Genomic DNA, 24,955 nt, shown 5'->3' with positions numbered 1-24,955 from the left:
ATCCGCCGTCGACCGAGGAGTGCGATCATGATTTCGCCCATCAAACTGCGCCTTTCATCCGCCTTTGTCCTCCTCATCGCTGCTGCCGTCATTTCCGGCTGCAACGAGAAGCAGGCCGAGACCAAGCCTGTCATTCGCCCTGTCAAGGTCGTCGAGATTGCCAAGGCGGAAACAACGCGGACACTGGATTATTCCGGCTCCGTGCGGGCCCGAACCGAGATGAACCTCGGCTTTCGCGTCAGCGGCAAGATCGTCGAGCGGCGCGTCGATATCGGTCAGCGGGTGAAGCCGGGCGATGTGCTGGCGAAAATCGATGCCACGGACTACGCATTGGCGGTCAAGCGCGCTGAGGCGGATCGTCTTTCCGCCGAGAAGCAGGTCCAGACCGCAACGCTTTCTCGCGATCGCGCCCAGCAGCTGTTCGATAAGAACGTCTCCTCGAAGTCGCAACTCGAGCAGGCACAGCTGGCTTACGACCAGGCCGTCGCAACGCGCGATTCGGCCATCTCGTCGCTCGACGAGGCCAAGAATCAGGTCGCCTATGCCAGTCTCGCATCGGATCTCAATGGCATCGTCACCGCCGTCAATGCCGATGTCGGCCAGGTGGTCAGCACTGGCACGCCGGTGATCACCGTTGCGGTCGACGGAGAGAAGGAAGTCGCTATTGCCGTGCCGGAAACCGATGTTGGCCAGTTCAGCGTCGGCAAGACGGTCAAGGCCCGTTTCTGGGCGAACGACGGCCTCGTGTTCGATGGCAAGGTGCGCGAGGTCTCCGGCAGCGCCGATACGCAATCGCGCACGTTCTCAGTCCGGATCAGCCTGCCGAACGACCCGCGCGTGCTTCTCGGGATGACTTCTACCGTCGAGGCGACAGCGGAAAACGCCGTGCCTTTCGTGTCCATACCGCTCAGTGCGCTGGCCGAGAAGGACGGACGCAAGGTCGTCTGGCTGGTCGACAGGACAACGGCCACCGTGCATGCGCAGGACGTCAGGCTTGCCGAGTTTACCGGGGTCGGCGTCCGGGTCTCCGATGGCCTGAAGGCCGGCGATCTCGTCGTCGCCGCTGGCACGCAGTTCATGGCCGAAAACATGCAGGTCAAGCTACCCGATGGCAGTGGACAGCAGGCCGCCGCCGCAGAGCCTGTGGACGCTGCTGCGTCTGCGGCCGTCATGCGCTGATCGCACTCGAAAGCGGATGAAGATGATGACCACACCCACTGAACAAAAGCAGCCATTCAATCTCTCGCGCTGGGCAATCGGCCATCCGAGTATCGCCCGCTTCCTGTTCGGGCTGATCATCATCGCCGGAGCCCTCGGCCTGACCCACATGGGCCAGAAGGAAGATCCCGACTTTACCTTCCGCGTCATGGTGGTGCAGGCCATCTGGCCCGGTGCGTCGATTGACGAGATGGAAGACCAGGTGGTCAACAAGATCGAGCGCAAACTGCAGGAGACGCCGCATCTCGACTGGGTAAAATCATACACCCGCGCCGGCAGCGCCATCATCACTGTCCAGGTCAAGGGCGACACCAACGCGGCCGAGGTGAACGACGCTTTCTATCAGGTGCGCAAGAAGGTCGGCGATATCCAGAGCGAGCTGCCGTCGGGCCTCCTCGGACCCTATTTCAACGATGAATTCGGCGACACCTTCATCACGCTCCATTCGATCAGCGGCACTGGCTACAGCTATCCGGAGCTGAAGAAGTTCGCCATCCAGGCGCGGGACATGCTGCTAACCGTGCCGGGCGTCGAAAAAGCGGTGATCATCGGCGACCAGCCCGAGAGAATCTACATCGACGTCTCGTCGAAGGCGCTGGCCGAGCGCGGACTGACGCTCGATACCCTTCGTGCTGCCGTCACGGGCCAGAACAGCGTCGATTCGGCCGGCTCCGTCGATACCGGCTTGAGGTCGGTGCGCATTTCCGTCGAGGGCGATGTCAGGAAGATCGAAGATATCCGTGAGTTGAGGTTGAAGGCCGGAGACCAGGTGACGCGTCTCGGCGACATTGCCACCGTCTATGCGGGGCTGCAGGACCCCTACACGGCCAAATTCAAATATAACGGCCATGAGAGCGTGCAGGTCGGCGTGGTCATGGCCAAGGGCTACAAAGTCACCGACGTCGGCCATTCCGTCGATGCCGTTTACCAGCGGTTCGAATCGTCGCTGCCGCTCGGCGTCGCCGTTGACCAGATCGCCAACCAGCCCGATGTCGTCACCGACGCGGTCAGCGAATTCATGCATGCGCTGGGCGAAGCGCTCGTCATCGTGCTGATCGTCTCCTTCGTGTCGATCGGCTGGCGCTCGGGTCTGGTGATTGCCATCGCCATTCCGCTGGTGCTGGCCGCGACCTTTGCCATCATGTACGAATTCGGCATCGACCTGCAGCGCATCTCACTGGGTGCGCTGATCATTGCGCTCGGTCTTCTGGTCGACGATGCCATGATCGTTGTCGAACTGATGGAGCGCAAGCTGGAGGAGGGCATGGTCAAGCTCGACGCCGCCAGCTTTGCCTATACATCAACCGCATTCCCGATGCTGACAGGAACGCTGATCACCACGGCAGGCTTCATCCCGGTCGGCTTTGCAGCGTCTACCGCCGGCGAGTATGTCCGCACCCTGTTCTATGTGGTCGGCATCGCGCTGGTGACATCCTGGTTCGTCGCCGTCTATTTTACACCGTGGCTCGGCTACATGATCCTCAAGCAGCGGCATCATGCGGGCAGCCATCACGACGTCTTCGATACCCGCTTCTACCGTCGCCTGCGCGGCACTGTCGGCTGGGCCGTGCGGCATCGGATCATCGTGCTGGCGTTGACGCTGCTGACCTTCGGCACCAGTCTCTGGGCCTTCCAGTTCATTCCGCAGAATTTCTTTCCGCAATCGTCGCGGCCTGAGATCCTTGTCGACCTCTGGCTGCCTGAGGGCACCAGCATCGCCGAGGTTGAAAAGCAGGCGGCGGCGCTGGAGGCCCGGATTGCCGACGACAAGGACAAGCGCTTTGTTGCCAGCTACATCGGCGAGGGCGCTCCGCGCTTTTTCCTGCCGCTCGACCAGCAGCTTATCAATCCGAACTTCGCGCAATTGCTCGTGCTTGCCAACGACGAACCCGCCCGCGAGCGGCTGATCATCAAGCTGCGCGGCATTCTCGCCGCCGACTTTCCGGACATCCGCGCCAAGGTCGACCGGCTGTTCCTCGGTCCGCCGACCGGATGGCCCGTGCAGATGCGCGTGCTTGGCCCCGACCGCCTCGAGGTTCGTCGTATCGCCGACCAGGTAAAGCAGCGTTTCGCCGCCGATCCCCGCATGGGTGCGATCCACGACGACTGGCTCGAGCCGGTGCCGGAAATGCGCCTGGTGATCGATCAGGATCGGGCACGGGCCCTCGGCGTCACGTCGCAGCGCATTCGCCAGGTACTGGCCGCTGCCGTCACGGGGGCCTCGCTCGGCGACTTCCGCGAAGGCGAAGAGACCGTGTCGATCGTGGCACGCGAGCCGGAAGCCAATCGGCATCTGCTGTCGGCGGTCAATTCCATCTCCGTGCCGAGCGATGCCGGCGGTTTCGTGCCGCTGTCGCAGGTGGCAAAGGTCGTGCCGACCATGACGCTGGGGCTGGAATGGCGCCGCGACCGCCTGCCGACGATCACGGTGCGGGCTACGCTGCCCGACGATGTGCAGGCAAACGACGTGACGACAAAACTCTACGCCGACCTGAAGCCGCTCCGCGACAGCCTGCCGCCCGGCTATCAGATCGAGGTGCAGGGTGGTACCGAGGATGCGGCGGAAAGCCAGGCCTCCATTGCCGCCAAGGCGCCGATCATGCTGCTCGTCATCGTCGTGCTCCTGATGATCCAGTTGCAGCACTTCGGCAAGGCGATGCTGGTGCTGGCGACTGGACCGCTCGGCATCATCGGGGCTGCGGCTGCGCTCCTGATCAGCGGTGCGCCGTTCGGGTTCGTTGCCATTCTCGGTGTCATCGCGCTGCTCGGTATCATCATCCGCAACTCGATCATCCTCATCGACCAGATCGACCAGGATATCGCTATGGGCATGGAGCGCCAGGAGGCGATCATCGGCTCGGCCGTGCGTCGTTTCCGGCCGATCATGCTGACCGCGCTCACCGCCGTACTGGCGCTGATCCCGATTTCGCGCGGCGTGTTCTGGGGCCCGCTCGCCTATGCGATGATGGGCGGTATCCTGGTGGCAACCGTCCTGACGATCATCGTCTTGCCCGCCGCCTACGCCCTGTTCTTTGGCAAGGAGCCGAAATTAAAGGCCGGCAAGAACGAGGCCGGGACGGTGGACGAACAGCAACATCCGATGCCGCCGGCAATGGCTGCGGAGTAGGCTTCGCTTGGTTTTAACAGCGTCTAGAAGCGTTGTTTTCCTCATGATTCGGCGAACCGGCGTGACATTGGGGACGGCGGCGGCCCGGTTAACCGGCGGGCAATCCTTTTGTGCTCTGCAGCAATTCTGCTTGCCGATTCGATATTGCGGCAATAAAGAGGGTCGGCATTGGTAAACGATGTCGCCAGCGGTCGAGCACGATCACCGGCGGCGAAGGAGAACTCCATGTCCAACCCCATCCATGACACACCGTCCGCCCAGCTCGCCGATGTCGGAACGCGAATTCGCATTACGCGCGGCTCATTCGGCTACAGCGTCGACGATCTGGCCGAGACAGTTGGACTGACAGTTGACGAAATCGTCGCCATAGAGGCCGGCACCGACACTGATCCGCTCAAAATCAAGCGAATTGCATCTGCCCTGAAGATCGACTTGCCGGACGCCTGATACTTTCAGGCGCCTGATGTGACCGCGTCAATGTGACGACGATATGGGCGCCTTGTTTTCTACCCTACCTCAAGCCGGACTGCGGCCTTATGCCGGTACGGAGTAGGCGCGGAGAAATGTACGCACGGCGTTGCGGGCTGCTCGCGCCACATCTTCATCTTCGGGAATGCCGCCGAACAAGGTTGTCGTCTGCAAGTCTGCATGGATGAGCGCCAGAAATTGCCGGGCCGCGAGGTCTGCATCGTCGATATCCAGTAGACCCGCTTTGGCGATGCGCGTGAAAAGCCCAGAGACGGCCTCGGCCGGCAAGCCCGAGCCCTTTTGGCGCCACGTCGCGAACAGCTGCGGATACCGCTCGCCTTCGGATTGCAGCAGCTTGTGCATAAAACGGCCATCGCGGTTGCAGAGGCAGTTGCGCACCAACAGGGACACCAACGCAGTCATTTCCGCCTCTATGTCGGCTGGCATGTCTGGAAAGGTGGCGATCGTCGATGAAAGCGCCTCTACGGTGCGCGCCGTGATGTCTTCGACGATCGCGACAAAGAGTGCTTCCTTGTCGCGGTAGTGGTTGTAGATCGTCTGGCGCGACACACCCGCCTGCTCGGCGATTTCATCGATGCAGGCGCCGGAAAAACCTTCGCGGCAGAAAACCTCTGTTGCAGCCGTGAGAACGGAGACCCGCTTGGTCGAAAGCCCACGCCGGACGTCTGAAATGGTTTGCGGTGGTGCAGTTCGCGCATTTGTCATGATCGGAGAGTAAGTCGCATTGACGTTTTAGACAAGTCTGTCTAATTTGACACCAGTGTCCAAAATGTGACCGGCCTGTACCGCATCCGGCATCTGTTACCGCGCTTCCAGCGAAAGCGGCCCCTATCCAATTTTCGAGAGTATTCGCCCCATGACACCCTTCTTTCGCATCGCGCTGATTCTTGGCCTTTTGTCAGCAATCGGGCCTTTTGCCATCGACATGTACCTGCCGGCGCTGCCATCCATTGGCCATGACCTCGGTGCGCCGGACAATCTGGTTCAGATGAGCCTGCTTGCCTTCTTCATTCCCTTCGCTGCATTTCAACTGCTCTACGGTCCGCTGGCTGACATGTACGGCCGCAAGGCGCCACTTTATATCGGCATCGGTCTGTTTGCCGTCGCCAGCATCGGCTGCGCTCTGGCTACCAATATCGAAATGCTGATCGCCTTCCGCTTCCTTCAGGGCATCGGCGGCGCCGCCGGCATGGTGGTGCCACGGGCGGTTGTCCGCGACATGCATGTCGGTGTGGAGGCAGCGCGGCTTATGTCTCTGCTGATGCTGGTGTTCAGCATATCGCCAATCCTGGCGCCCCTGACCGGCAGCGCGGTCATTGCCTTCTTCGGCTGGCGCGGTGTCTTCTGGGCTGTGACCATCGCTGCCTTCATTGGCCTGGTCCTGCTCTCGACGCAGCTTTCCGAAACCCGCTCCAGAGAAGACCGCGCCGGCAGCAGTTTCCGCAGCGCGATGGCGGCCTATGTCTATCTGCTCGGAGATCGGACGTTCATGACGCTGTCCCTCATCGGCAGTTTCGGCATTTCCAGCTTCCTGGTCTATCTCGCCAACTCGCCCTTCGTGCTGATCAACCACTATGGACTGACACCGACCGAATACAGCTTTGCCTTCTCCGTCAACGCGGTGTCGTTCTTTGCTGTGTCGCAGCTGACGGGCCGGCTTGGCCAGCGTTATGGGCTTGTGCGTGTCATGCGCTTCGCCGTCACGGGCTTTGCTGCGTCGATGGTTGCTCTGGTCGCAGCGATGAGCCTCGGCTTCGAGCAACTTCCGGTGCTGGTCGTCCTTCTGTTCGTCGGATTTGGATTTCTCGGCCTTGTCATCCCGACGACGGCGGTGCTCGCACTCGAGGAGCATGGTGCCATCGCCGGCACGGCCTCGGCGCTGATGGGCACGCTGCAGTTCACCACCGGCGCGATTGCGATGGTGCTGGCCAGCCTGTTTGCCAACGGAACAGCCGTGCCGATGACGGTAGCCATCGCCTGCGCTGCAGTGACTGCATTCTTGCTTGCACAGCTGACGATGGGTCGACACGCCAGCGGCGTCAAAGCGGCCGCCGAATAGCAGGCTTTTAAGCGCCTTTCTGCAAATGCCCGCACGGATGTCGTGCGGGCTTTTGGCTTTCTCCTACTGGTCCATGACAATCTGCAGCTTGACGTCGCTGGGCCGGCCTTCTGCGGCGCGCTCGAAAGCCTGAATGGATTGTTCGAAGCCGAAAGTCTCGGAAATCAGCGGTTTCAGGTCCACGCGTCCGGAGCCGATCAGGGCGATGGCACGGTCGTACTGGTGCGCATAGCGGAACACTGTCTCGATCCGCACCTCTTTGGTGGTGGCGATCGAGACGTCGATGGCAACAGGTGCAACCGGCAGGCCGACGGCAACGATTGCTCCACCCGGACGTGGCAGCTCCATGATGGTCTCCCAGGCCTTCGGTGAGCCGGAGCATTCGAACACGACATCCGCTCCCCAACCGTCGGTCAACAGGTTCAACGCGTCGAGCAGCTTCGTCTCGCGGATGTTGACGGGAATGATCCCCTGATACTGCGCAGCAATATCGAGCTTCGGCTGGGCGAGATCGGCGACGATGACGCGCGAGCAGCCACCGGCAAGCGCTGCAATTGCCACCATTGTCCCGATGGGGCCGGCGCCGAGCACGACGGCGGTGTCGCCGGGTGCGATGCGCGCCTTGCTTGCGGCCTGCATGCCGACGGCGAATGGCTCGACCATGGCACCTTCGGCAAACGAGACATTGTCGGGCAGCTTGAAGGTATAATTGGCCGGGTGCACCACATAGGGCGTCAGCACGCCATGGACCGGCGGGGTTGCCCAGAAGACGACGGCGGGATCGACATTATACATGCCAAGCCGGCTGGCGCGGGAATTGGCATCGGGAATGCCCGGTTCCATGCAGACGCGATCGCCGATCTTCAGGTGGGTCACGCCGGCGCCGATCTCGACCACCGTGCCAGCTGCCTCGTGTCCCAGCACCATCGGCGCAGTGACGATGAAGCCGCCAATCCGACCGTGGGTGTAGTAGTGGACATCGGAGCCGCAGACGCCGACCGTGTGGATCTTGATCTTCACCTGTCCGGCGCCGACTTCCTGAGGCAGGTCTATGTCGCGCAAGGCCAGTTCGTGCTGGCGCTCGAGAACCAGCGCACGCATCTTCGTCATCGTCTTCTCCTCCGTTGTCGATAGGGTCGTCGCTTCTGCCGCCAGGGTAGCGGAAGGGACGACATTGGAATGTCCGTTCGAGGCGACTATAGAAAGGGAAAGCGGTTTGTTCAAACGGGCGTTTGGGTTTTGCAATCTGTACTGACAGCGACCTTGCCCGGATAACAAAATTCAATGGCTTTGAACAACAAAGTGTGAGGGTGGCGGTCTCGCCGCCAGCTTGTTATGGAGCGGCCGAGTTCTTAACTGTGCCCTGCACGAAGCCCGCCTGATCGATTCGGATGGTTGCGTGATCTGAGCGCATCCGGCTCTGTCCACTTTCATTTACGCGTACCGAGGCCATTTATGTCCACCCTGCAGCCTCTTCCGGTTTATCTCATCAATATCGCTCGGGCGAAGGAGAGACTGCAGGAAGTTTGCTCTCGCGGCCGTGAACTCGGCATCGCCATAGAGCTTGTGGAGGGCGTCGACGGGTTGTTGGTGCCAGAGGCGCAATGGGTCGACGTCGACCAGAAGCGCTTCGGTAACCGTCATGGCAGGCGTATTCTTCCGGGCGAGTACGGCTGCTACCGAAGCCACCTGCTGGCGCTACGCCAGTTTATCGCAAGCGGCAACGAGGCGGCCGTGATCATCGAGGACGATATTGCGCTTGATGGTGAATTCATTGCGAGGGCATTGGCCGCCAGCCGTGCTGTTCCCGGCGCCGACATGATCAAGCTCGTCAATCACCGCTGGAAAGGCTTTCGTTTCCACGCCCGCAGCGAACGTGGTGACACTATCGGCCGCTGCCTGTTCGGACCACAGGGGTCTACGGCTTGCTATCTGGTGACGCGGCGCGGTGCAGAGAAAATAGCCCAGTCGCTCGCGGTCATGTCCTTGCCGTGGGACGTCGCCATCGAGCGAGGGTGGGATATGGATATTTCGGTTTTTTCCAGCAAGACCAATCTCGTCGGCTTCAACAAATCACGACGCGAAACGATGATCGGCCGTCGCCGGGACTACCGCGCGGCCAAGCTGTCTGCCTGGAAGCGCCTTCCGGCCCATCTTTTCCGCACCGTCGATTTCTTCCGGCGCCTCGCCTACGTGCTCGTCCCTCGGTCTAGGGCGCAGACGCGCTGGTACCAATCCGCTGCGGTGCCGACGCAGGCAGATAGTTAGGCGCTTTCACGCGGCCATCGACGCAATGTGTCTATCTGTGATGGATGAGGCGGCAATATCGTTTGGGGAAATGGTGCTGCTATGGGGATTTGAACCCCAGGCCTCTCCCTTACCAAGGGAGTGCTCTACCCCTGAGCTATAGCAGCATCGTGGCGCAGCGGATGCGCCGTATCGGGCGAGGCGGCTATTGCCATAGCTGATCGGCAAGCGCAAGCCGCAAAATCCAATCTTCTTGAAACAAGCACGGGAAAACGTCGGCGTGGCTTTTGAAATATCGTCATCTGCGCTATCAAGGCAGACATGAACGAAGACGAACAAAGTAGTGGTGGCGGCACGAGTGCCACGGTCGCAGATGGCCCCTTGCTTAAACCGCAGCAGCCCTTGCTCAGCGAAGCGGATCGGCGGCGGGCGAGGGCGGCTGCCAAGCTGAAGGAGAATCTTTCTCGCCGCAAGCAGCAGGTGCGCGCACGCCGCGCCGGCGAGGCTGACGAGACGGATGGCCTGCCTGCCGCAAAAATGGACGAATTGTAATGATTAGGTCTTACACGCCGCAAACGAATTGAAGCGGCGACCGATTTCCTTTAAACACCACCTTCCTCTGCAAGGCATCAAGATTTCAGAAAGGCGGGTTCGCCCGTAATCGCACATGGATCGTATCAGGATTGTCGGCGGCAATGAGCTCAATGGCGTCATTCCGATTTCCGGCGCCAAGAATGCCGCATTGCCGCTGATGATTGCGTCGCTCCTGACGAGCGACACGCTGACGCTCGAAAACGTGCCTCACCTGGCCGATGTCGAACTGCTGCTGCGCATTCTCGGCAACCACGGCGTCGACGTCTCGGTCAACGGCCGGCGCGAGCGTCAGGACGACGCCTATTCCCGCACGATCCATTTCACCTGCCGGACGATCGTCGATACCACTGCCCATTACGAGCTGGTCTCGAAGATGCGCGCCAGCTTCTGGGTGCTCGGGCCGCTGCTCGCCCGCGAAGGCCAGGCACGCGTATCGCTGCCGGGCGGCTGCACCATCGGCACGCGGCCGGTCGACTTGTTTATCGAATCCCTGCAGGCGCTCGGCGCCAACATGGATATCGATGCCGGCTACATCAACGCCACTGCGCCGAAGGGCGGCCTGATCGGTGCCAAGTACACATTCCCGAAGGTATCCGTCGGCGCTACTCATGTGATGATGATGGCGGCAACGCTTGCGCGCGGCACCACGGTCATCGGCAATGCCGCCCGCGAGCCTGAGGTCGTCGATCTCGCCAACTGCCTTATCGCCATGGGCGCCAAGATTTCCGGCGCCGGCACCTCGACCATCACCATCGATGGCGTCACATCACTCTCTGGCGCCCGCCACCGCGTGCTGCCAGACCGTATCGAGACCGGCACCTATGCCATGGCGGTTGCGATGGCCGGCGGCGACGTGACGCTTGAAAATACCGATATGTCGCTGCTCGAGACGGCGCTTGAAACCTTGCGTCGCGCCGGCGCTGAGATCACGCCGACCAACAACGGCATGCGCGTGCGCCGCAATGGCGGCGGCATCCGGCCGGTCGATATCGTCACGGACCCTTTCCCGGGCTTCCCGACCGACCTGCAGGCGCAATTCATGGCGCTGATGACGCGGGCTTCCGGCACGGCGCACATCACGGAGACGATTTTCGAAAACCGCTTCATGCACGTTCAAGAGCTTGCCCGTCTCGGCGCAAGGATCTCGCTGTCCGGCCAGACGGCGAAGATCGAGGGTGTCGAGCGGCTGCGCGGGGCGCCTGTCATGGCGACGGACCTTCGTGCCTCCGTGTCGCTGGTGATTGCCGGGCTTGCCGCAGAAGGCGAAACCGTCGTTTCGCGCGTCTACCATCTCGACCGTGGCTTCGAGCGGCTGGAAGAGAAGCTGACGCGCTGCGGCGCCATCGTCGAACGGCTCAGCGAATAGGCCCTGAAAGCGTTGCCGGGAGCCGCATCTGCCGTTGCGTCCAAGCCCCAGGCACCCTATCTCGGGGTGGAACGGGCCGCCGGATGTGGCGGCTGACGATGTGGGGAACTAAGGCATGGCAGATCTGAAGCTTGTGGCGCTCGATGGCGAAGACCTGGCGGTTGTTTCTGCCCATATGCAGGACGCCGTCTTCAAGGTCGGCGACATGGCCTATGAGCCGCGCGGCCTGCAGTTTTCCCTGACGGCAAACCGCTTCGACTGGGAAAAGGCAGATGGCAAGGCCAAGGGCTATCAGCGCCATCGCGCGGCGCTCGTGTTCAAGCGGGTGCTGGCCGTGCGGACGCTGGGCATCGACCGCCGCAGGCGCGAGACGGTGCTTTCGCTTCTGGCCATTCGCTTCGAGCAGAAGGGCGAAGGGCCGGATGGCACGATCGAACTGACGCTTGCCGGCAATGCTACGCTGGCGCTCGACGTGGAATGCATCGAAGTGCAGCTGGCCGATATCGGCGGCGCATGGGAAACGGCCAAGAAACCGACGCACCCCGACGACGCCGCCTGAGTGGCAGAGACTGGTTCTTGCCGCTGCGGCGGTTTTTGAAAGCAAAGGATATCGGCATTGGCGATCTGGCTTGAGCAGGCGGCGGAAGGTTTCGAGGCGCAGTTCGCGGCATTCCTGACCACGAAGCGGGAAGTGTCCGAGGATGTGAACGCTGTCGTCCGCGATATCATCGCCGACGTTCGGGCGCGTGGCGACGTTGCGTTGATGGAATATTCCGTCCGCTTCGACGGTATCGATTTCGATGCGACGCCGATGCGGGTGACTTTTGAGGAAATCGATGCTGCCATCGCGCAGGTGCCATCGGAAGTGCTGGGCGCGCTGAAGGTTGCCGCCGTGCGCATCGAGTCGCACCATCGCCGCCAGTTGCCGCGCGATGACAGCTACGAGGACGAACTGGGTGTCGTGCTCGGCTCGCGCTGGACGGCGATCGAGGCGGTCGGCATCTATGTGCCCGGCGGTACGGCAAGCTACCCGAGTTCGGTGCTGATGAATGCCATCCCGGCCAAGGTCGCCGGTGTCGAGCGTGTCGTCATGGTGGTGCCGGCAAAGGAGGGCGTCGTCAATCCCGCCGTGCTGGCCGCTGCCCGCATGGCCGGTGTCGAGGAAATCTACCGCGTCGGCGGCGCGCAGGCAGTCGCGGCGCTCGCCTATGGCACCGAGACGATTGCGCCGGTGGCGAAAGTCACCGGGCCGGGCAACGCCTATGTGGCGGCCGCCAAGCGCCATGTGTTCGGGACTGTCGGCATCGACATGATTGCCGGTCCTTCCGAAGTGCTGGTCATTGCCGACAAGGATAACGATCCCGACTGGATCGCGGCCGACCTTCTTGCCCAGGCCGAGCACGACCGAGGCGCCCAGTCGATCCTGATTACCGATAATCCGCTGCTTGCCAAATCCGTCGAACAGGCCGTCGAGCGGCAGTTGAAGACGCTTGGTCGCGTCGAGACCGCAGCGGCGAGCTGGCGGGATTTCGGCGCCATCATCATCGTCGAGAGCCTCGAAGACGCGATCCCGCTCGCCAACCGCATCGCTGCCGAACATCTGGAGCTTGCGGTCGACGATCCCGATGCGCTGATGCTCGGTATCCGCAATGCCGGCGCCATCTTCATCGGCAAGCACACGCCTGAGGTTATCGGCGATTATGTCGGTGGCTCCAACCACGTGCTGCCGACCGCCCGCTCGGCGCGCTTTTCATCCGGCCTTTCGGTGCTTGACTTCATGAAGCGCACCTCGGTGCTGAAGCTCGGGGCCGAACAGCTCCGGGCGCTCGGGCCGGCGGCCATCGCGCTTGCCAATTCCGAAGGTCTCGATGCTCATGCCCGCTCGGTGGCGATCCGGCTCAACCTCGAAGGCTAGGCGATGGCGGCGGGCGACTTCCGGCTGACCGATGTGGTCCTCGACGATACGATCGGCCGCGCCAGCCCTGACGTCGAACACGAGCGCGCCGTTGCCATTTTCGACCTGGTCGAGGAAAATTTCTTTCAGCCGATCGGTCATGCCGGTGGGCCCTACAGCCTGAAACTGTCGTTGCTGGATTCCAAGCTCGTGCTGGATATCAGTGCCGAAGGCGAGCCCCAGGTCGCCACGCATATCCTGTCGCTGACGCCATTCCGGCGCATCGTCAAGGACTACTTCCTGGTCTGCGAGAGCTACTACGAGGCGATCCGGTCGGCAACGCCGAGCCGTATCGAGGCCATCGACATGGGTCGCCGCAGTATCCACAACGAAGGGTCGCAGACGCTGAGCGACCGCTTGAAAGGCAAGATCGACATCGACTTCAACACATCGCGACGGCTTTTCACGCTCGTCTGCGTTCTCTACTGGCGGGGTTAAGCGCCAATGGAAACGCAGGATCGCTTTCCGACGCCAAGCCATACGCCCAAGGCCTTGCTGTTCATGTGCGGGATGAATTCGATCCGCTCGCCCATGGCGGAAGCCATCGCCCGTAGCATTCTGCCATCGGGCACCTATATCATGTCGGCTGGCGTTAGGGCCGGCGAGCGGAATGCCTTCGTGGATGCGGTGCTCGACGAAATAGGCCTCGATCTCGGTCGCCACCAGCCGCAAACGCTGGAGCAGCTGGAAGACGACTTCTTCGATCTTATCATCACGCTCTCGCCGGAAGCCCACCACACGGCGCTGGAACTGACGCGGTCGCAGGCGGTCGAGGTCATCTACTGGCCAACCTTCGATCCAACGGTTATATCCGGAACGCGCGAACAGATCGTCGAAGCCTATCGTGGCGTGCGCGACCATCTGTACGGGCTGATCGACAGCCGGCTGGCCCGGCGAAATGGAATTGCCGCGCAATCGGCATGAAACAAATGCAGAAAGCCTGATCAACGAGGTTCACAAGACCGCGTCGATTGTGTAGTTTCCGCGCAAATTTTCCGGCGGCATCAGCCCCGGCGTCAAACGACAGGAAGAACCGTCTTACATGCCTAAAGAAGAAGTCCTCGAATTTCCCGGTGTCGTGACCGAATTGCTGCCGAACGCAACGTTCCGCGTCAAGCTCGAAAACGAACACGAAATCATCGCCCACACGGCGGGCCGCATGCGCAAGAACCGTATCCGCGTTCTGGCTGGCGACAAGGTTCTGGTGGAAATGACTCCCTACGATCTGACCAAGGGCCGCATCACCTACCGCTTCAAGTAGTCCGGCGGGTTCTGACGCCGGCTCCCCCGTCTTCCCGCTGACGTCGAGGTTTTATGGCGCTGAAACATTCGTTGATACTGGCTTCCGGTTCGCCGCGCCGCGTTGATCTCCTGCACCAGGCGGGCATCGAACCCGCGCGCCTCATGCCGATGGATATCGACGAGACTCCTAAAAAGGCCGAGCATCCGCGCTCGCTGGCCCGTCGTCTGTCGGCTGAAAAGGGGGAGGCTGCCTATGCCGCGCTGAAGGGCGACGTCGCATGGCAGGGAAGCTATCTTCTATCGGCCGACACGGTGGTGGCCGTCGGGCGGCGCATTTTGCCGAAGGCGGAATTCGTCGAGGAAGCATCGGCGGCGCTGCACCTGCTTTCGGGCCGCAGCCACACTGTCTATACCGGGATCTGCCTGATTACGCCTGATCGCAAGATGCGCCAGAAGGTCGTCGAGACGAAGGTCCGCTTCAAGCGGCTTTCGGGCAACGACATGGAATTCTATCTGGCCTCCGGCCAGTGGCGCGGCAAGGCAGGCGCCTATGCCATTCAGGGGCTGGCGGGCGGTTTCGTCCAGAAACTGGTCGGCTCCTACACGAATGTCGTCGGGCTGCCGCTCTACGAGACCATGCTGCTGCTTTCAGGCGAAGGATTCGACGTTCACGCCCATTGGCAGGAAGGATGATCCATGTCGGAAAACGAGATTAAGCTCGGCGCCAAGGTCGAGCCCCTGCGCAAGCCGCGCGCCTGCGCCGAATGCGGCCGGCCGTCGATGCGCGAACATTATCCCTTCTGTTCGGACCGCTGCCGCGAGATGGACCTGTCGCGCTGGCTGAGCGGTTCCTATGCCATTCCGGTTGCCGACGACGAGACAAAGGCTGACTACGAGGACGAGGAATAGTCACAAACCTGTCGGAAACGAACGGCAAGGCATTGAGGACGTTCGACAATTACCGGTCTTGCATTTCCTGTCGAAAAAGTAGCGATTGATGCTGGACATGGCCGAACAAGATGTTATAACGCCCACGCTTCCGGGGAAAACCAAGCTCCCCAAGCCTCCAAGCGAGGCAAATCCTTCGGGATGAAGCAGGTATGCCCGGATAGCTCAGTTGGTAGAGCAGCGGATTGAAAATCCGCGTGTCGGTGGTTCAAATCCGCCTCCGGGCACCATCAAATTTCTCAATAAATTTGGACGATTCTACCGCGATAAATTTATGTTTAGAGCGTTTTTGGCGGACGTGTTATTCAGTCTATTTCAAAGGATTGATTCATGACGCCAAAAGAAGATGCCATCGCGGGCTTGAATATGTTGAAAGCCGCTATCCGTGGTCACTTGGAAGAAAAGCCGCAGGGCGCAACAAATACCGACATGGCGAATGCGTTGGATTTGCAGTCCCATTCCTCCCTTGTCGACGGTAAAGAGACGGGCAAAAATTTCCTGTCTCATGCGGTTCTTGGTTTAATGGTACGAGATGGTGAAGTCCTAAAAATTGGGAAGCGCTATTTCCACCTGCGCTACGCTTAGTACGCGTCTACTTGTATTTAAACACAAAAAACCGCCCGCAACTCTCGTCACGGGCGGCCTAACATCACACAAACTCAATCGAACCGATAGCTTACCGGCACTGCACCCGTGGGCCGCTGTTCGGCTGATACGTGTTGTCCGAAGCGCGGTATGTTCTGTAGCGGTTGGCGCAGGACTGGGCATGGGAGCTGCCGTTCGAGCGGGAGCCGGCAACGATGCCGCCGATGATGGCGCCGGCTGCGAGGCCGCCAATGATGGCGCCCGTGTTGTTGTGGCGACGGTAGCCGCGGTCATAGCGGCGATCATGGCCGCGGCCGCGATAGTAATTGCGCCGATCGCCGTTTCGGCGTCCATGGTGCCTGTACTCGCTGTATTGCACGTTCACGACATCCGAATTCTGGATCGTGGCTACCGGCGCAGCGGATACGGGGAATGCTTCGGCAGGCGTGATGGCGGTGAATGCCGTCATCAGCGACACCGCGATAATTGCTAGTCTTTTCATGTTCTCGCTCCTTTTGTGAGACGAATATGGCGCTTCTTCTAATGAAATCCAGAGTTGTTCGCGTTTTCGTGATCCTCGGCTGGTGCCGCCAGTGGCAGGACCAGTGGCTGGACCAGTGGCTGGAATTGTGCCGTCGTTGACACCATGTACAGCGCTCCCATAAAAGCATTATCGATCGACGCCGGTCGGTTGGAGGCTTGTCGCACCGCCGCTTCCTGCGGCATCTGCTGAAAGCCGGCCTGATCATCCAAAGAGGTTCCCCATGCATACCTATCCCGACGTCAAACTCTTCATCGATGGCGAATGGCGCGATGCGCTTTCGAAGAAGACGATCCCTGTCAGCGACCCCGCGACCGGCCAGACCATCGGGCAGATCGCCCATGCGGAGCGCGCCGATCTGGATCTTGCGCTGGCGGCGGCCGACAAGGGCTTCAAGGTCTGGCGCGATACATCTGCCTTCGAGCGCTCGAAGATCATGCGTCGTGCGGCCGATCTCCTGCGCGAGCGCAAGGACATGATCGCCTGGGTGATGACGCGTGAACAGGGCAAGCCGTTGGCGCAGTCGTTGGCGGAAACGCTCGGGGCTGCCGATACCATCGACTGGTTTGCCGAAGAGGCGCGCCGCACTTATGGCCAGATCATCCCGGCGCGCCACACCGGCGTGCTGCAGATGACGATCAAGCAGCCGGTCGGCCCGGTTGCGGCCTTCACGCCCTGGAATTTCCCCATCAATCAGATCGTCCGTAAGCTGTCGGCAGCGGTTGCGACCGGGTGTTCGATCATCATCAAGGCGCCCGAGGAGACGCCGGCCTCGCCGGCCGAGTTGATCCGCGCCTTTGCCGACGCGGGCATGCCGGCCGGAGTCGTCAACCTCGTCTATGGCGTGCCGGCAGAGATCTCCGAATATCTCATCCCGCACCCCGTCATCCGCAAGATCTCGTTTACCGGCTCCACCCCCATCGGCAAACAACTGGCCTCGCTTGCCGGCCTGCACATGAAGCGGGCGACGATGGAACTCGGCGGGCACGCGCCGGCAATCGTCTTCGATGACGCCGATATCGCCAAGGCCATCGAAGTGTCGTCGCTGGCGAAGTTCCGCAATGCCGGCCAGGTCTGCGTCGCGCCGACGCGTTTCCTCGTGCAGAACGGCGTGATGGACCAGTTCACTGATGGGTTTGTTGCCGCCGCCAAGGCGATCAAGGTCGGCAACGGGCTCGAGGCAGACGTGCAGATGGGGCCGCTTGCCAACGAGCGGCGGATCCCGGCGCTGGAAGCGCTGATCAACGATGCCGTGTCGCAGGGCGCGACGCTGCGCACCGGCGGCCGCAGGATCGGCAACGAAGGCAATTTCTTCGAGCCGACCGTCATCACCGACGTGCCCATCCATGCGCGCATCATGAACGAGGAGCCCTTCGGTCCCGTCGCCATCATCAATCGTTTCGCGACTGTCGACGATGCGATCACCGAGGCAAACCGCCTGCCGTTCGGGCTTGCCTCGTATGCTTTCACAACGTCAGTCGGCACGGTGCATGCGCTGGGACAGCGGATGGAAGCAGGCATGCTGACCATCAACCACAACGGCCTTTCCATTCCGGAAGTGCCGTTCGGCGGCATGAAGGATTCCGGCTATGGCACGGAAGGCGGCTCAGAGGCGGTGGATTCCTATCTGGAAACGCGCCTCATCTCCCAGATGAACGCCTGATAACAAACGGGCTCTGTGGAAAAAAATCGGACGGCATGTGGCAATTTTGCCGTCCGCTATCGGTGCCACTCGCATTGATTGTTATGAAATCAATGGCTTGGTACCGGTTTTATGGCGCATATCGCTTGAGTACCATACACTCACATCCGCCACTTCAGGTATATTCGCATTCATTATTACGCAACCCTGAGCATCTTTATCATTAAATCGGTGACTTGGGATTGCCTCGGATATTGCTGCATTGCCGAATCAAGCGTAGCATTTGATTCACGGTCGCATTTCACTTTCATAGAAACGTCACCGAAATATGAATACAGCGGATTGTTATCCAGCTGACCAGGCGTATTTGCAATAGCAACCTCGATGAGGCGCCATGTACAACACGGATGTACTATTCAACACCTTCGCCCGTTCCTTTGAAGCGCGGCGCGAAGTCGAGATGTCTTTCTCTGAATACCTGGAAGCCTGCAAGGGCGAACCACTGATGTATGCCAATGCGGCAGAGCGACTACTTGCCGCGATGGGTGAACCACAGTTTGTAGACACGTCGAGGGACTCCCGCCTTGGGCGTATCTTCCTGAACCGCACCATCCGGACCTATCCCGCCTTCGAGGGCTTCTACGGGATGGAAGAGACGATCGAGCGAATCGTCGCCTTCTTCCGCCATGCGGCGCAAGGGTTGGAAGAGCGCAAGCAGATCCTCTACCTGCTCGGCCCTGTCGGTGGCGGCAAGTCGTCGCTGGCCGAACGGCTGAAGGCGCTGATGGAGGTCCATCCCATTTACGTGCTGAAGGCCGGCAACGAACTCAGCCCGGTTTTCGAAAGCCCGCTCAGCCTGTTCGATCCGGCTGCGATGGGCGACATGCTGCAGGAACGCTACGGTATTCCGAAGCGAAGGCTGACAGGGCTGATGAGCCCCTGGTGCCTGAAGCGGCTGGAAGAATTCGGCGGCGATATCTCGCGCTTCAAGGTGGTGAAGATGCAGCCGTCGCGGCTGCGCCAGATCGCCATCGCCAAGACCGAGCCTGGCGACGAGAACAACCAGGATATCTCCTCGCTCGTCGGCAAGGTCGATATCCGCAAGCTCGAGAGCCTCGCCCAGAGCGATGCCGACGCCTACAGCTATTCCGGCGGCCTCAACCGCGCCAACCAGGGCGTGCTTGAATTTGTTGAAATGTTCAAGGCGCCGATCAAGATGCTGCATCCGCTGCTGACGGCGACGCAGGAGGGCAATTACATTGGCACCGAGAATATCGGCGCCATCCCGTTCTCAGGCGTCATTCTGGCCCACTCCAACGAGGCGGAGTGGCAGACCTTCAAGGCCAACAAGAACAACGAGGCCTTCATCGATCGTATCTGCGTCGTTAAGGTGCCCTATTGCCTGCGGGTCACGGAAGAGCAGAAGATCTACGAGAAGCTGATCGAGGAGTCCGAGCTTAGCCAGGCGCCTTGCGCGCCGTCGACGCTGGAAACCCTGGCGCGCTTCACGGTTCTGTCGCGGCTGACGCGGCATGAAAACTCGACGCCGTTTTCCAAGCTTCGCGTCTACGATGGCGAGAGCGTCAAGGAAACGGACCCCCGGGCCCGCAGCGTGCAGGAATATCGGGACACAGCCGGCGTCGACGAGGGCATGGACGGCGTCTCGACGCGCTTTGCCTTCAAGGTTCTGGCGGCGACGTTCAACCACGATACGACAGAGATCGCGGCCGACCCGGTGCATCTGATGTATGTCATCGAACAGTCGATCCGGCGGGAGCAACTGCCGGCCGAGGTCGAGAAGCAGTATATGGAGTATATCAAAGGGGAGCTGGCGCCGCGCTACGCGGAATTCATCGGACACGAGATCCAAAAGGCCTATCTCGAATCCTATGGCGACTACGGCCAGAACCTTTTCGACCGCTATGTGGACTATGCCGATGCCTGGATCGAGGATGTCGATTTCAAGGATCCGGATACCGGCCAGATGCTGGACAGGGATCTGCTCAACCAGGAACTGACCAAGATCGAAAAGCCTGCCGGGATCGCCAACCCGAAAGATTTCCGCAACGAGGTGGTAAAATTCTGCCTGCGGTCGCGGGCGAGCAATGGCGGCAAGAATCCATCCTGGACGAGTTACGAGAAAATCCGCGAAGTCATCGAAAAGCGGATGTTCAGCCAGGTGGAAGACCTGCTGCCGGTGATTTCCTTCGGCTCGAAGAAGGACGGCGACACGGAGAAGAAGCATGGGCAATTCGTCGAGCGCATGACTTCGCGCGGCTATACGGAGCGCCAGGTTCGCCGGTTGGTAGAGTGGTACATGCGCGTCAAACAGGCAGGCTAGACTAGTCCCAACAGAGGAGTAGGAATGCACATTGTTGACCGGCGCCTGAATCCAGGCGGCAAGAGTCTCGAAAATCGCCAGCGCTTCCTGCGACGAGCAAAGGCGCTGGTGCAGAAAGCGGTCTACGAGACCTCGCAAAGCCGCGGTATTCAAGACGTTCTCAAAGGCGGCGAGATCAGTATTCCCCTTGGGGGCACTGAGGAGCCGCACTTCCGGAAAGGCCCGGCCGGCATCCACGAACACGTCCTGCCGGGCAACAAGACCTTCATCGAAGGCGATATTCTCTCCCGCCCGCCGGGCGGAAAAGGCAAGCCGCGCGACGGTGGCGATGGCAACGGCGAGGATGCCTTCCGCTTCGTCCTGACCCGCGACGAATTCCTCGACATCTTCCTCGACGACCTCGAGCTTCCGGATCTGGCCAAGAAAAAGCTCGCCACATCCGAACAGCCGAACCCGGTGCGGGCAGGCTATTCCGTAAACGGCTCTCCCTCCAATCTCGCCATCAACCGGACCATGAAGCGGGCCATGATGCGCCGCGTTGCGCTTAACCGGCCGAAGGCGGAGACGGTGGCCATGCTGCATGCCGAGATCGCCGATTGCGTAGACGAGGATCGGCGGCTGGCACTGGAGGCTGAAGTGTCGGCGCTGGAATCACGGGTGCGGCGCATTCCGTATATCGATCCGATCGACATTCGCTATCGGCGTTTCGAAAACGAGCCGAGGCCGGTCGCCCAGGCGGTGATGTTCTGCCTGATGGACGTCTCCGGCTCGATGTCCGAGCACATGAAGGATCTCGCCAAGCGCTTCTACATGCTGCTCTATATCTTCCTGACGAGGCAGTACAAGCGCGTCGAGATCGTCTTCATCCGCCATACCGACACGGCCGAGGAGGTCGACGAGGAAACATTCTTCCGCAGCCCCGCCACGGGCGGTACGCAGGTATCGAGCGCGCTGGATGCGATGCGACGGATCATGACCGAGCGTTTTCCACCGTCCGACTGGAACATCTATGCGGCGCAGGCATCCGATGGGGACAACGCCTATTCCGACAGCACCACGACAGCAGCTCTCATGCAGGACTGGATTCTGCCGGCGACGCAATATTTCGCCTATCTCGAAGTCGGCGAAGGGCGCAGCGGGGCGATTTCGTCCGGCTCGGCGGTCTGGCAGCTCTATGAGCGGATTTCGGCCGGCTGGCCGGTGCTGTCGATGCGCAAGGTCAGCGACCGCAGCCAGATCTACCCGGTATTCCATGATCTCTTTCAACGCCGCGCTGCGGAGACAAGGGCTGGCTGATAATGGCAAAGGCAATGAAGCGTCTCTACGACGGTGCCGACTGGGATTTCGCCGCGTTGCAGCGCATCCACGATGCCTGCCAGGACATCGCCGTCAACGAGCTTGGGCTGGATGTCTATCCTAACCAGATCGAGATCATCACTGCCGAGCAGATGCTCGATGTCTATTCCTCGATCGGCATGCCGCTCTTCTACAAGCACTGGTCGTTTGGCAAGCATTTCGCCCATCACGAGGCATTTTATCGCAAGGGCCTGCGTGGGCTAGCCTACGAGATCGTCATCAACAGCTCCCCTTGCATCTCATACCTGATGGAGGAGAACACCGCGACGATGCAGGCGCTGGTGATTGCGCATGCCGCCTTCGGCCACAACCATTTCTTCAAGAACAACTACCTTTTCAAGCTGTGGACAGACGCCGATGGCATCCTCGATTACCTGAATTTCGCCAAGGGCTATATTGCCAATTGCGAGGAACGCTACGGGCATGCGGCCGTGGAGCGGACGCTCGATTCCGCCCATGCACTGATGTCGCACGGCGTGCACCGCTATGCCGGCAAGAAGAAGCTCGATCTGCGGATGGAGGAGGTCCGGCTGCAGGAGCGGCGAGCGCATGACGAAAGCATCTTCAACGATCTCTGGCGAACCGTGCCGACCAAGGCCGGCAAGAGCGCACCGGATCTCAGCCTCGAGCGCCGGCAGGCAATCACCGGGCTGCCGCAGGAAAATATCCTCTATTTCCTCGAAAAGACAGCGCCCCGCCTGCAGCCGTGGCAACGGGAAATCCTCCGAATCGTCCGCCACGTGGCCCAGTATTTCTACCCGCAGGGTCAGACGAAGGTGATGAACGAGGGCACGGCGACCTATGTGCACTATGAGATCATGACACGTCTGCACGAGCGCGGCGGTATCGGCGACGGTGATTTTCTCGAGTTTCTGAAATCCCACACCAATGTGGTGTTCCAGCCGCAGTTCGATGACCAGCGTTATTCCGGCCTCAATCCCTATGCCATCGGCTTTGCGATGATGCAGGACATCGAACGTATCGTCACCAAGCCGGAGCAGGAGGATCGCGAATGGTTCCCGGAGATTGCCGGAACCGGAGATGCCATGGCGGTGCTCCGCGATCTCTGGGCCAACTATCGCGACGAGAGCTTCATTGCCCAGTTTCTCAGCCCCAACCTTATGCGCAAGCTGCGGCTGTTCCACCTGACCGACGATCCGGCTGAGGAGGAAGGGATGCGGGTGGCGGCAATCCACGACGAGCGCGGCTATCGGCGCGTCCGGCGAGAACTCTCTCGGCAATACGACATCGGCTGGATCGATCCACATATCGAGGTCGTCGATGTCGACCTGCCCGGCGACCGTCGGCTGATCCTGCGGCACACGGTGATGAACGGCAGTCTGCTGGAGGAGGGCGACACCCGGAAGGTGCTGCAGCATCTGGCGGATCTCTGGAGCTACGATGTCGTGCTGCAGGAGATCGACAGGGCGGGTATCGTGCTAAAGGATCACCTGGTCAGTCCCCGCAAGGTTGCCGTGGCAGCCTGAATACCGTGTAACTCCGCTTAGTCCGGGGCTATTCTTCGCACATGGCCGCTGACCTGCTGGCCGTCTTCTGGTTTCAGCTGCAGGAAGCCGGGCAGGCCAAGCAGCGGAATGATAGCCATGACCAGAAAGACGATATGAAAGCTGCCGAGCGTCAGGGCGCCACTGCCCGCTGTGACGAGACCGAGCAGCATGGCGGCGATCGATACGCCGAAGCTGACGCTCAGCTGCTGCAGCACGCCCCCGAGGCTTGTGGCGCTGCTGAGCTGCGCTGCTGGCGTGTCCGAGTAGGAGAGCGTGTTCGACGTCATGAACTGTGCGGCCCGTGTCAGGCCGAAGACAAACACCCAGACGATAATCAGCCAATAGGGTGTCTGAAGCGTCATCAGTGAAAAGCCTGCGACTGTCAGCGAGCCTGCGACGGCGCTCCAGGTCAGCACCCGATCGAAGCCGAATGCCCGCAGCAGCCGTTGCGAGATCGGCCGGACCACGAGTGCGCTGAAGGCGCTGGCGAAGGTCAGCGAGCCCGAGACGATGGGGCTGACGCCAAAGCCGATCTGCAGCATCAGCGGCAGCAGAAAGGGCACGCCGTTCAATCCGACACGACAGATGCCTCCGGCAAGCGTACCGACGCGAAAAGAGCGCAGGCGAAACAGCGTCAGGTCGACAGCCGGCGCAGCCACGGCGCGCGCATATCGGACGAAAAAGACGAGCAGCAGCAAGGCGGCGACAAGGACGGCAATGATGGCCGGGACGGGAATGGCCGGCCGACCGATATTCTCGATGCCGTATTGCAGCAGCACCAGTCCGGAGCCGACCATCAGAAAGCCCGGAACGTCGAACCGTTTGGAGGTGTCGGCGTGGGTATCCTCGACGTAGCGCAGCGCCATGACGATGCCGATGATACCGAAGGGCACGTTGACGTAGAATATCCATCGCCAGGAGAGATAGGTCGTCAGGACGCCGCCGAGGATGGGGCCAACCAAAGGCCCGAGGATAGCTGGCAAGGTCATGTAGGTCATGGCAGTCACGAGCTGGCTGCGCGGAAAGCTGCGAATGAGGATGAGCCGGCCGACCGGCGTCATCATCGCCCCGCCGAAGCCCTGCAGGGCGCGCGTCGCGATCAGCATCGGGAAATTGACTGCCAGCCCGCAGAGCACCGAGCCGATAGTGAAGATCAGCAGCGACAGCGCAAAGATGCGGCGTGCACCGAATCGATCGGCAAACCAGCCGCTGACCGGAATGAACATCGCAAGCGTCAGGATATAGGCCGTGACCGCGAGGTTCATGGCGAGTGGCGTCACGGCAAGACTGTGGGACATGGCGGGAATAGCTGTGACGATGATCGTCGAATCCAGCTGTTCCATCAGGAAGGCGACGGCAACGACGGCCGGGATGATGAAGCGCAGTCGCAGATCGCGCTCGGTGGCGAACCCTGGGTCCGAGGGGGCGTTTTCAGTCTGTGTCATGCTGTTGATTCAGGCTTTCCGTCGCGGCTTGGCTCCGCATTTTCGGCGTCGGCGATGATGCACAAGGAGGAAGGGTGAATATCACCACTGCGCGCACGCGGCGCAAGAAAAACGCTGCAACGCAGGGGCGCGACCGATCAACTCTTGGCGAGCACTTCGTTTGCCGTAAAATTGCCCCAGCATAGCGAGAAATACGGTCTGTCGGGCTCTTCATAAGCGAGTTGGAGAGGCTGATTGCAGGATCTGCTTCCTGTAGCCTGAGCACTCATCTCGATAGTCGGAGACATTTCGCA

General features: G+C 60.8%; 24 protein-coding genes and 2 tRNA genes. 20 read left to right on the top strand and 6 right to left on the bottom strand.

Features of this window, described 5'->3' with window-relative positions; translation table 11 throughout:
* The first annotated feature begins 27 nt into the window (after window positions 1-27).
* From PR018_RS12800 to PR018_RS12790, 3 genes are all read left to right on the top strand, one after another.
* Window positions 28-1,179, top strand: a complete 1,152-nt coding sequence (locus PR018_RS12800) for an efflux RND transporter periplasmic adaptor subunit (protein WP_142830320.1) — start codon at window positions 28-30, stop codon at window positions 1,177-1,179.
* A gap of 25 nt (window positions 1,180-1,204) precedes the next feature.
* Window positions 1,205-4,345, top strand: a complete 3,141-nt coding sequence (locus tag PR018_RS12795) for an efflux RND transporter permease subunit (RefSeq protein ID WP_142830322.1) — start codon at window positions 1,205-1,207, stop codon at window positions 4,343-4,345.
* A 225-nt stretch (window positions 4,346-4,570) separates the two neighbouring features.
* Window positions 4,571-4,792, top strand: coding sequence for a helix-turn-helix domain-containing protein (locus PR018_RS12790; RefSeq protein ID WP_142830324.1), 222 nt, complete (start codon window positions 4,571-4,573; stop codon window positions 4,790-4,792).
* An 87-nt stretch (window positions 4,793-4,879) separates the two neighbouring features.
* Here PR018_RS12790 and PR018_RS12785 read toward each other — a convergent pair whose 3' ends face one another.
* On the bottom strand, window positions 4,880-5,539 hold the full coding sequence (locus PR018_RS12785) for a TetR/AcrR family transcriptional regulator (RefSeq protein WP_142830326.1): 660 nt from the start codon (window positions 5,537-5,539) through the stop codon (window positions 4,880-4,882).
* Between the two features lie 151 nt (window positions 5,540-5,690).
* Here PR018_RS12785 and PR018_RS12780 point away from each other — a divergent pair, with 151 nt between their 5' ends.
* Complete coding sequence (locus PR018_RS12780) at window positions 5,691-6,893, top strand: multidrug effflux MFS transporter (RefSeq protein ID WP_142830327.1); 1,203 nt, start codon at window positions 5,691-5,693, stop codon at window positions 6,891-6,893.
* A 63-nt stretch (window positions 6,894-6,956) separates the two neighbouring features.
* Here PR018_RS12780 and PR018_RS12775 read toward each other — a convergent pair whose 3' ends face one another.
* Window positions 6,957-8,003 (bottom strand): NAD(P)-dependent alcohol dehydrogenase, encoded by a 1,047-nt coding sequence (locus PR018_RS12775; protein ID WP_142830329.1) that lies wholly within the window; start codon window positions 8,001-8,003, stop codon window positions 6,957-6,959.
* Window positions 8,004-8,348: 345 nt separating this feature from the next.
* Here PR018_RS12775 and PR018_RS12770 point away from each other — a divergent pair, with 345 nt between their 5' ends.
* Window positions 8,349-9,161: a glycosyltransferase family 25 protein gene (locus PR018_RS12770; protein WP_142830331.1), complete on the top strand. Its 813-nt coding sequence runs from the start codon at window positions 8,349-8,351 to the stop codon at window positions 9,159-9,161.
* Window positions 9,162-9,232: 71 nt separating this feature from the next.
* Here PR018_RS12770 and PR018_RS12765 read toward each other — a convergent pair.
* Window positions 9,233-9,307: transfer RNA gene (locus tag PR018_RS12765), tRNA-Thr, on the bottom strand.
* 154 nt (window positions 9,308-9,461) lie between these two features.
* Here PR018_RS12765 and PR018_RS12760 point away from each other — a divergent pair.
* The 11 genes from PR018_RS12760 to PR018_RS12710 all read left to right on the top strand — a co-directional run bounded on the left by PR018_RS12760 (window position 9,462) and on the right by PR018_RS12710 (window position 15,829).
* On the top strand, window positions 9,462-9,692 hold the full coding sequence (locus PR018_RS12760; protein WP_142830333.1) for a hypothetical protein: 231 nt from the start codon (window positions 9,462-9,464) through the stop codon (window positions 9,690-9,692).
* Window positions 9,693-9,807: 115 nt separating this feature from the next.
* Complete coding sequence (gene murA / locus PR018_RS12755; protein ID WP_111218947.1) at window positions 9,808-11,100, top strand: UDP-N-acetylglucosamine 1-carboxyvinyltransferase; 1,293 nt, start codon at window positions 9,808-9,810, stop codon at window positions 11,098-11,100.
* 115 nt (window positions 11,101-11,215) lie between these two features.
* Window positions 11,216-11,659 (top strand): DUF2948 family protein, encoded by a 444-nt coding sequence (locus PR018_RS12750; RefSeq protein ID WP_111218945.1) that lies wholly within the window; start codon window positions 11,216-11,218, stop codon window positions 11,657-11,659.
* Window positions 11,660-11,716: 57 nt separating this feature from the next.
* Complete coding sequence (hisD, locus tag PR018_RS12745; protein WP_142830335.1) at window positions 11,717-13,015, top strand: histidinol dehydrogenase; 1,299 nt, start codon at window positions 11,717-11,719, stop codon at window positions 13,013-13,015.
* A gap of 3 nt (window positions 13,016-13,018) precedes the next feature.
* Window positions 13,019-13,492 (top strand): UPF0262 family protein, encoded by a 474-nt coding sequence (locus PR018_RS12740; RefSeq protein ID WP_142830337.1) that lies wholly within the window; start codon window positions 13,019-13,021, stop codon window positions 13,490-13,492.
* A 6-nt stretch (window positions 13,493-13,498) separates the two neighbouring features.
* Complete coding sequence (locus PR018_RS12735; protein ID WP_142830339.1) at window positions 13,499-13,978, top strand: arsenate-mycothiol transferase ArsC; 480 nt, start codon at window positions 13,499-13,501, stop codon at window positions 13,976-13,978.
* 118 nt (window positions 13,979-14,096) lie between these two features.
* Window positions 14,097-14,315, top strand: a complete 219-nt coding sequence (infA, locus tag PR018_RS12730) for a translation initiation factor IF-1 (protein WP_004117876.1) — start codon at window positions 14,097-14,099, stop codon at window positions 14,313-14,315.
* A 53-nt stretch (window positions 14,316-14,368) separates the two neighbouring features.
* Complete coding sequence (locus tag PR018_RS12725; RefSeq protein ID WP_111218939.1) at window positions 14,369-14,989, top strand: Maf-like protein; 621 nt, start codon at window positions 14,369-14,371, stop codon at window positions 14,987-14,989.
* A 3-nt stretch (window positions 14,990-14,992) separates the two neighbouring features.
* A complete protein-coding gene (yacG, locus tag PR018_RS12720; protein WP_111218937.1) occupies window positions 14,993-15,205 on the top strand; it encodes a DNA gyrase inhibitor YacG in 213 nt (70 codons plus the stop codon).
* A gap of 193 nt (window positions 15,206-15,398) precedes the next feature.
* Window positions 15,399-15,474: transfer RNA gene (locus PR018_RS12715), tRNA-Phe, on the top strand.
* A 100-nt stretch (window positions 15,475-15,574) separates the two neighbouring features.
* Entirely contained in the window at window positions 15,575-15,829 is a 255-nt protein-coding gene (locus tag PR018_RS12710; RefSeq protein ID WP_142830341.1) for a hypothetical protein, read from the top strand.
* Window positions 15,830-15,920: 91 nt separating this feature from the next.
* Here PR018_RS12710 and PR018_RS12705 read toward each other — a convergent pair whose 3' ends face one another.
* Both PR018_RS12705 and PR018_RS12700 read right to left on the bottom strand, forming a co-directional pair.
* Window positions 15,921-16,331 (bottom strand): BA14K family protein, encoded by a 411-nt coding sequence (locus tag PR018_RS12705; RefSeq protein WP_142830343.1) that lies wholly within the window; start codon window positions 16,329-16,331, stop codon window positions 15,921-15,923.
* Window positions 16,332-16,369: 38 nt separating this feature from the next.
* Entirely contained in the window at window positions 16,370-16,582 is a 213-nt protein-coding gene (locus PR018_RS12700; protein WP_142830345.1) for a hypothetical protein, read from the bottom strand.
* Window positions 16,583-16,593: 11 nt separating this feature from the next.
* Between PR018_RS12700 and PR018_RS12695 the strand changes: the two genes are divergently transcribed.
* The 4 genes from PR018_RS12695 to PR018_RS12680 all read left to right on the top strand — a co-directional run bounded on the left by PR018_RS12695 (window position 16,594) and on the right by PR018_RS12680 (window position 23,196).
* Window positions 16,594-18,033, top strand: coding sequence for an NAD-dependent succinate-semialdehyde dehydrogenase (locus PR018_RS12695; protein ID WP_142830347.1), 1,440 nt, complete (start codon window positions 16,594-16,596; stop codon window positions 18,031-18,033).
* 373 nt (window positions 18,034-18,406) lie between these two features.
* Window positions 18,407-20,353, top strand: a complete 1,947-nt coding sequence (locus PR018_RS12690) for a PrkA family serine protein kinase (protein ID WP_142830349.1) — start codon at window positions 18,407-18,409, stop codon at window positions 20,351-20,353.
* 24 nt (window positions 20,354-20,377) lie between these two features.
* Entirely contained in the window at window positions 20,378-21,649 is a 1,272-nt protein-coding gene (locus PR018_RS12685; RefSeq protein ID WP_142830350.1) for a YeaH/YhbH family protein, read from the top strand.
* A gap of 2 nt (window positions 21,650-21,651) precedes the next feature.
* On the top strand, window positions 21,652-23,196 hold the full coding sequence (locus PR018_RS12680) for a SpoVR family protein (RefSeq protein ID WP_142830352.1): 1,545 nt from the start codon (window positions 21,652-21,654) through the stop codon (window positions 23,194-23,196).
* 17 nt (window positions 23,197-23,213) lie between these two features.
* On the opposite strand, the gene PR018_RS12675 is transcribed toward PR018_RS12680, so the two are convergent.
* Window positions 23,214-24,662, bottom strand: coding sequence for a DHA2 family efflux MFS transporter permease subunit (locus tag PR018_RS12675; protein ID WP_142830354.1), 1,449 nt, complete (start codon window positions 24,660-24,662; stop codon window positions 23,214-23,216).
* Window positions 24,663-24,955: the final 293 nt, after the last annotated feature.

It is taken from the genome of Rhizobium rhododendri (assembly GCF_007000325.2).
GTDB classification, from domain to species: Bacteria; Pseudomonadota; Alphaproteobacteria; order Rhizobiales; family Rhizobiaceae; genus Rhizobium; species Rhizobium rhododendri.
Note: the sequence above shows the minus strand (reverse complement) of the source record. Positions and strands in the feature narration are given on the sequence as shown.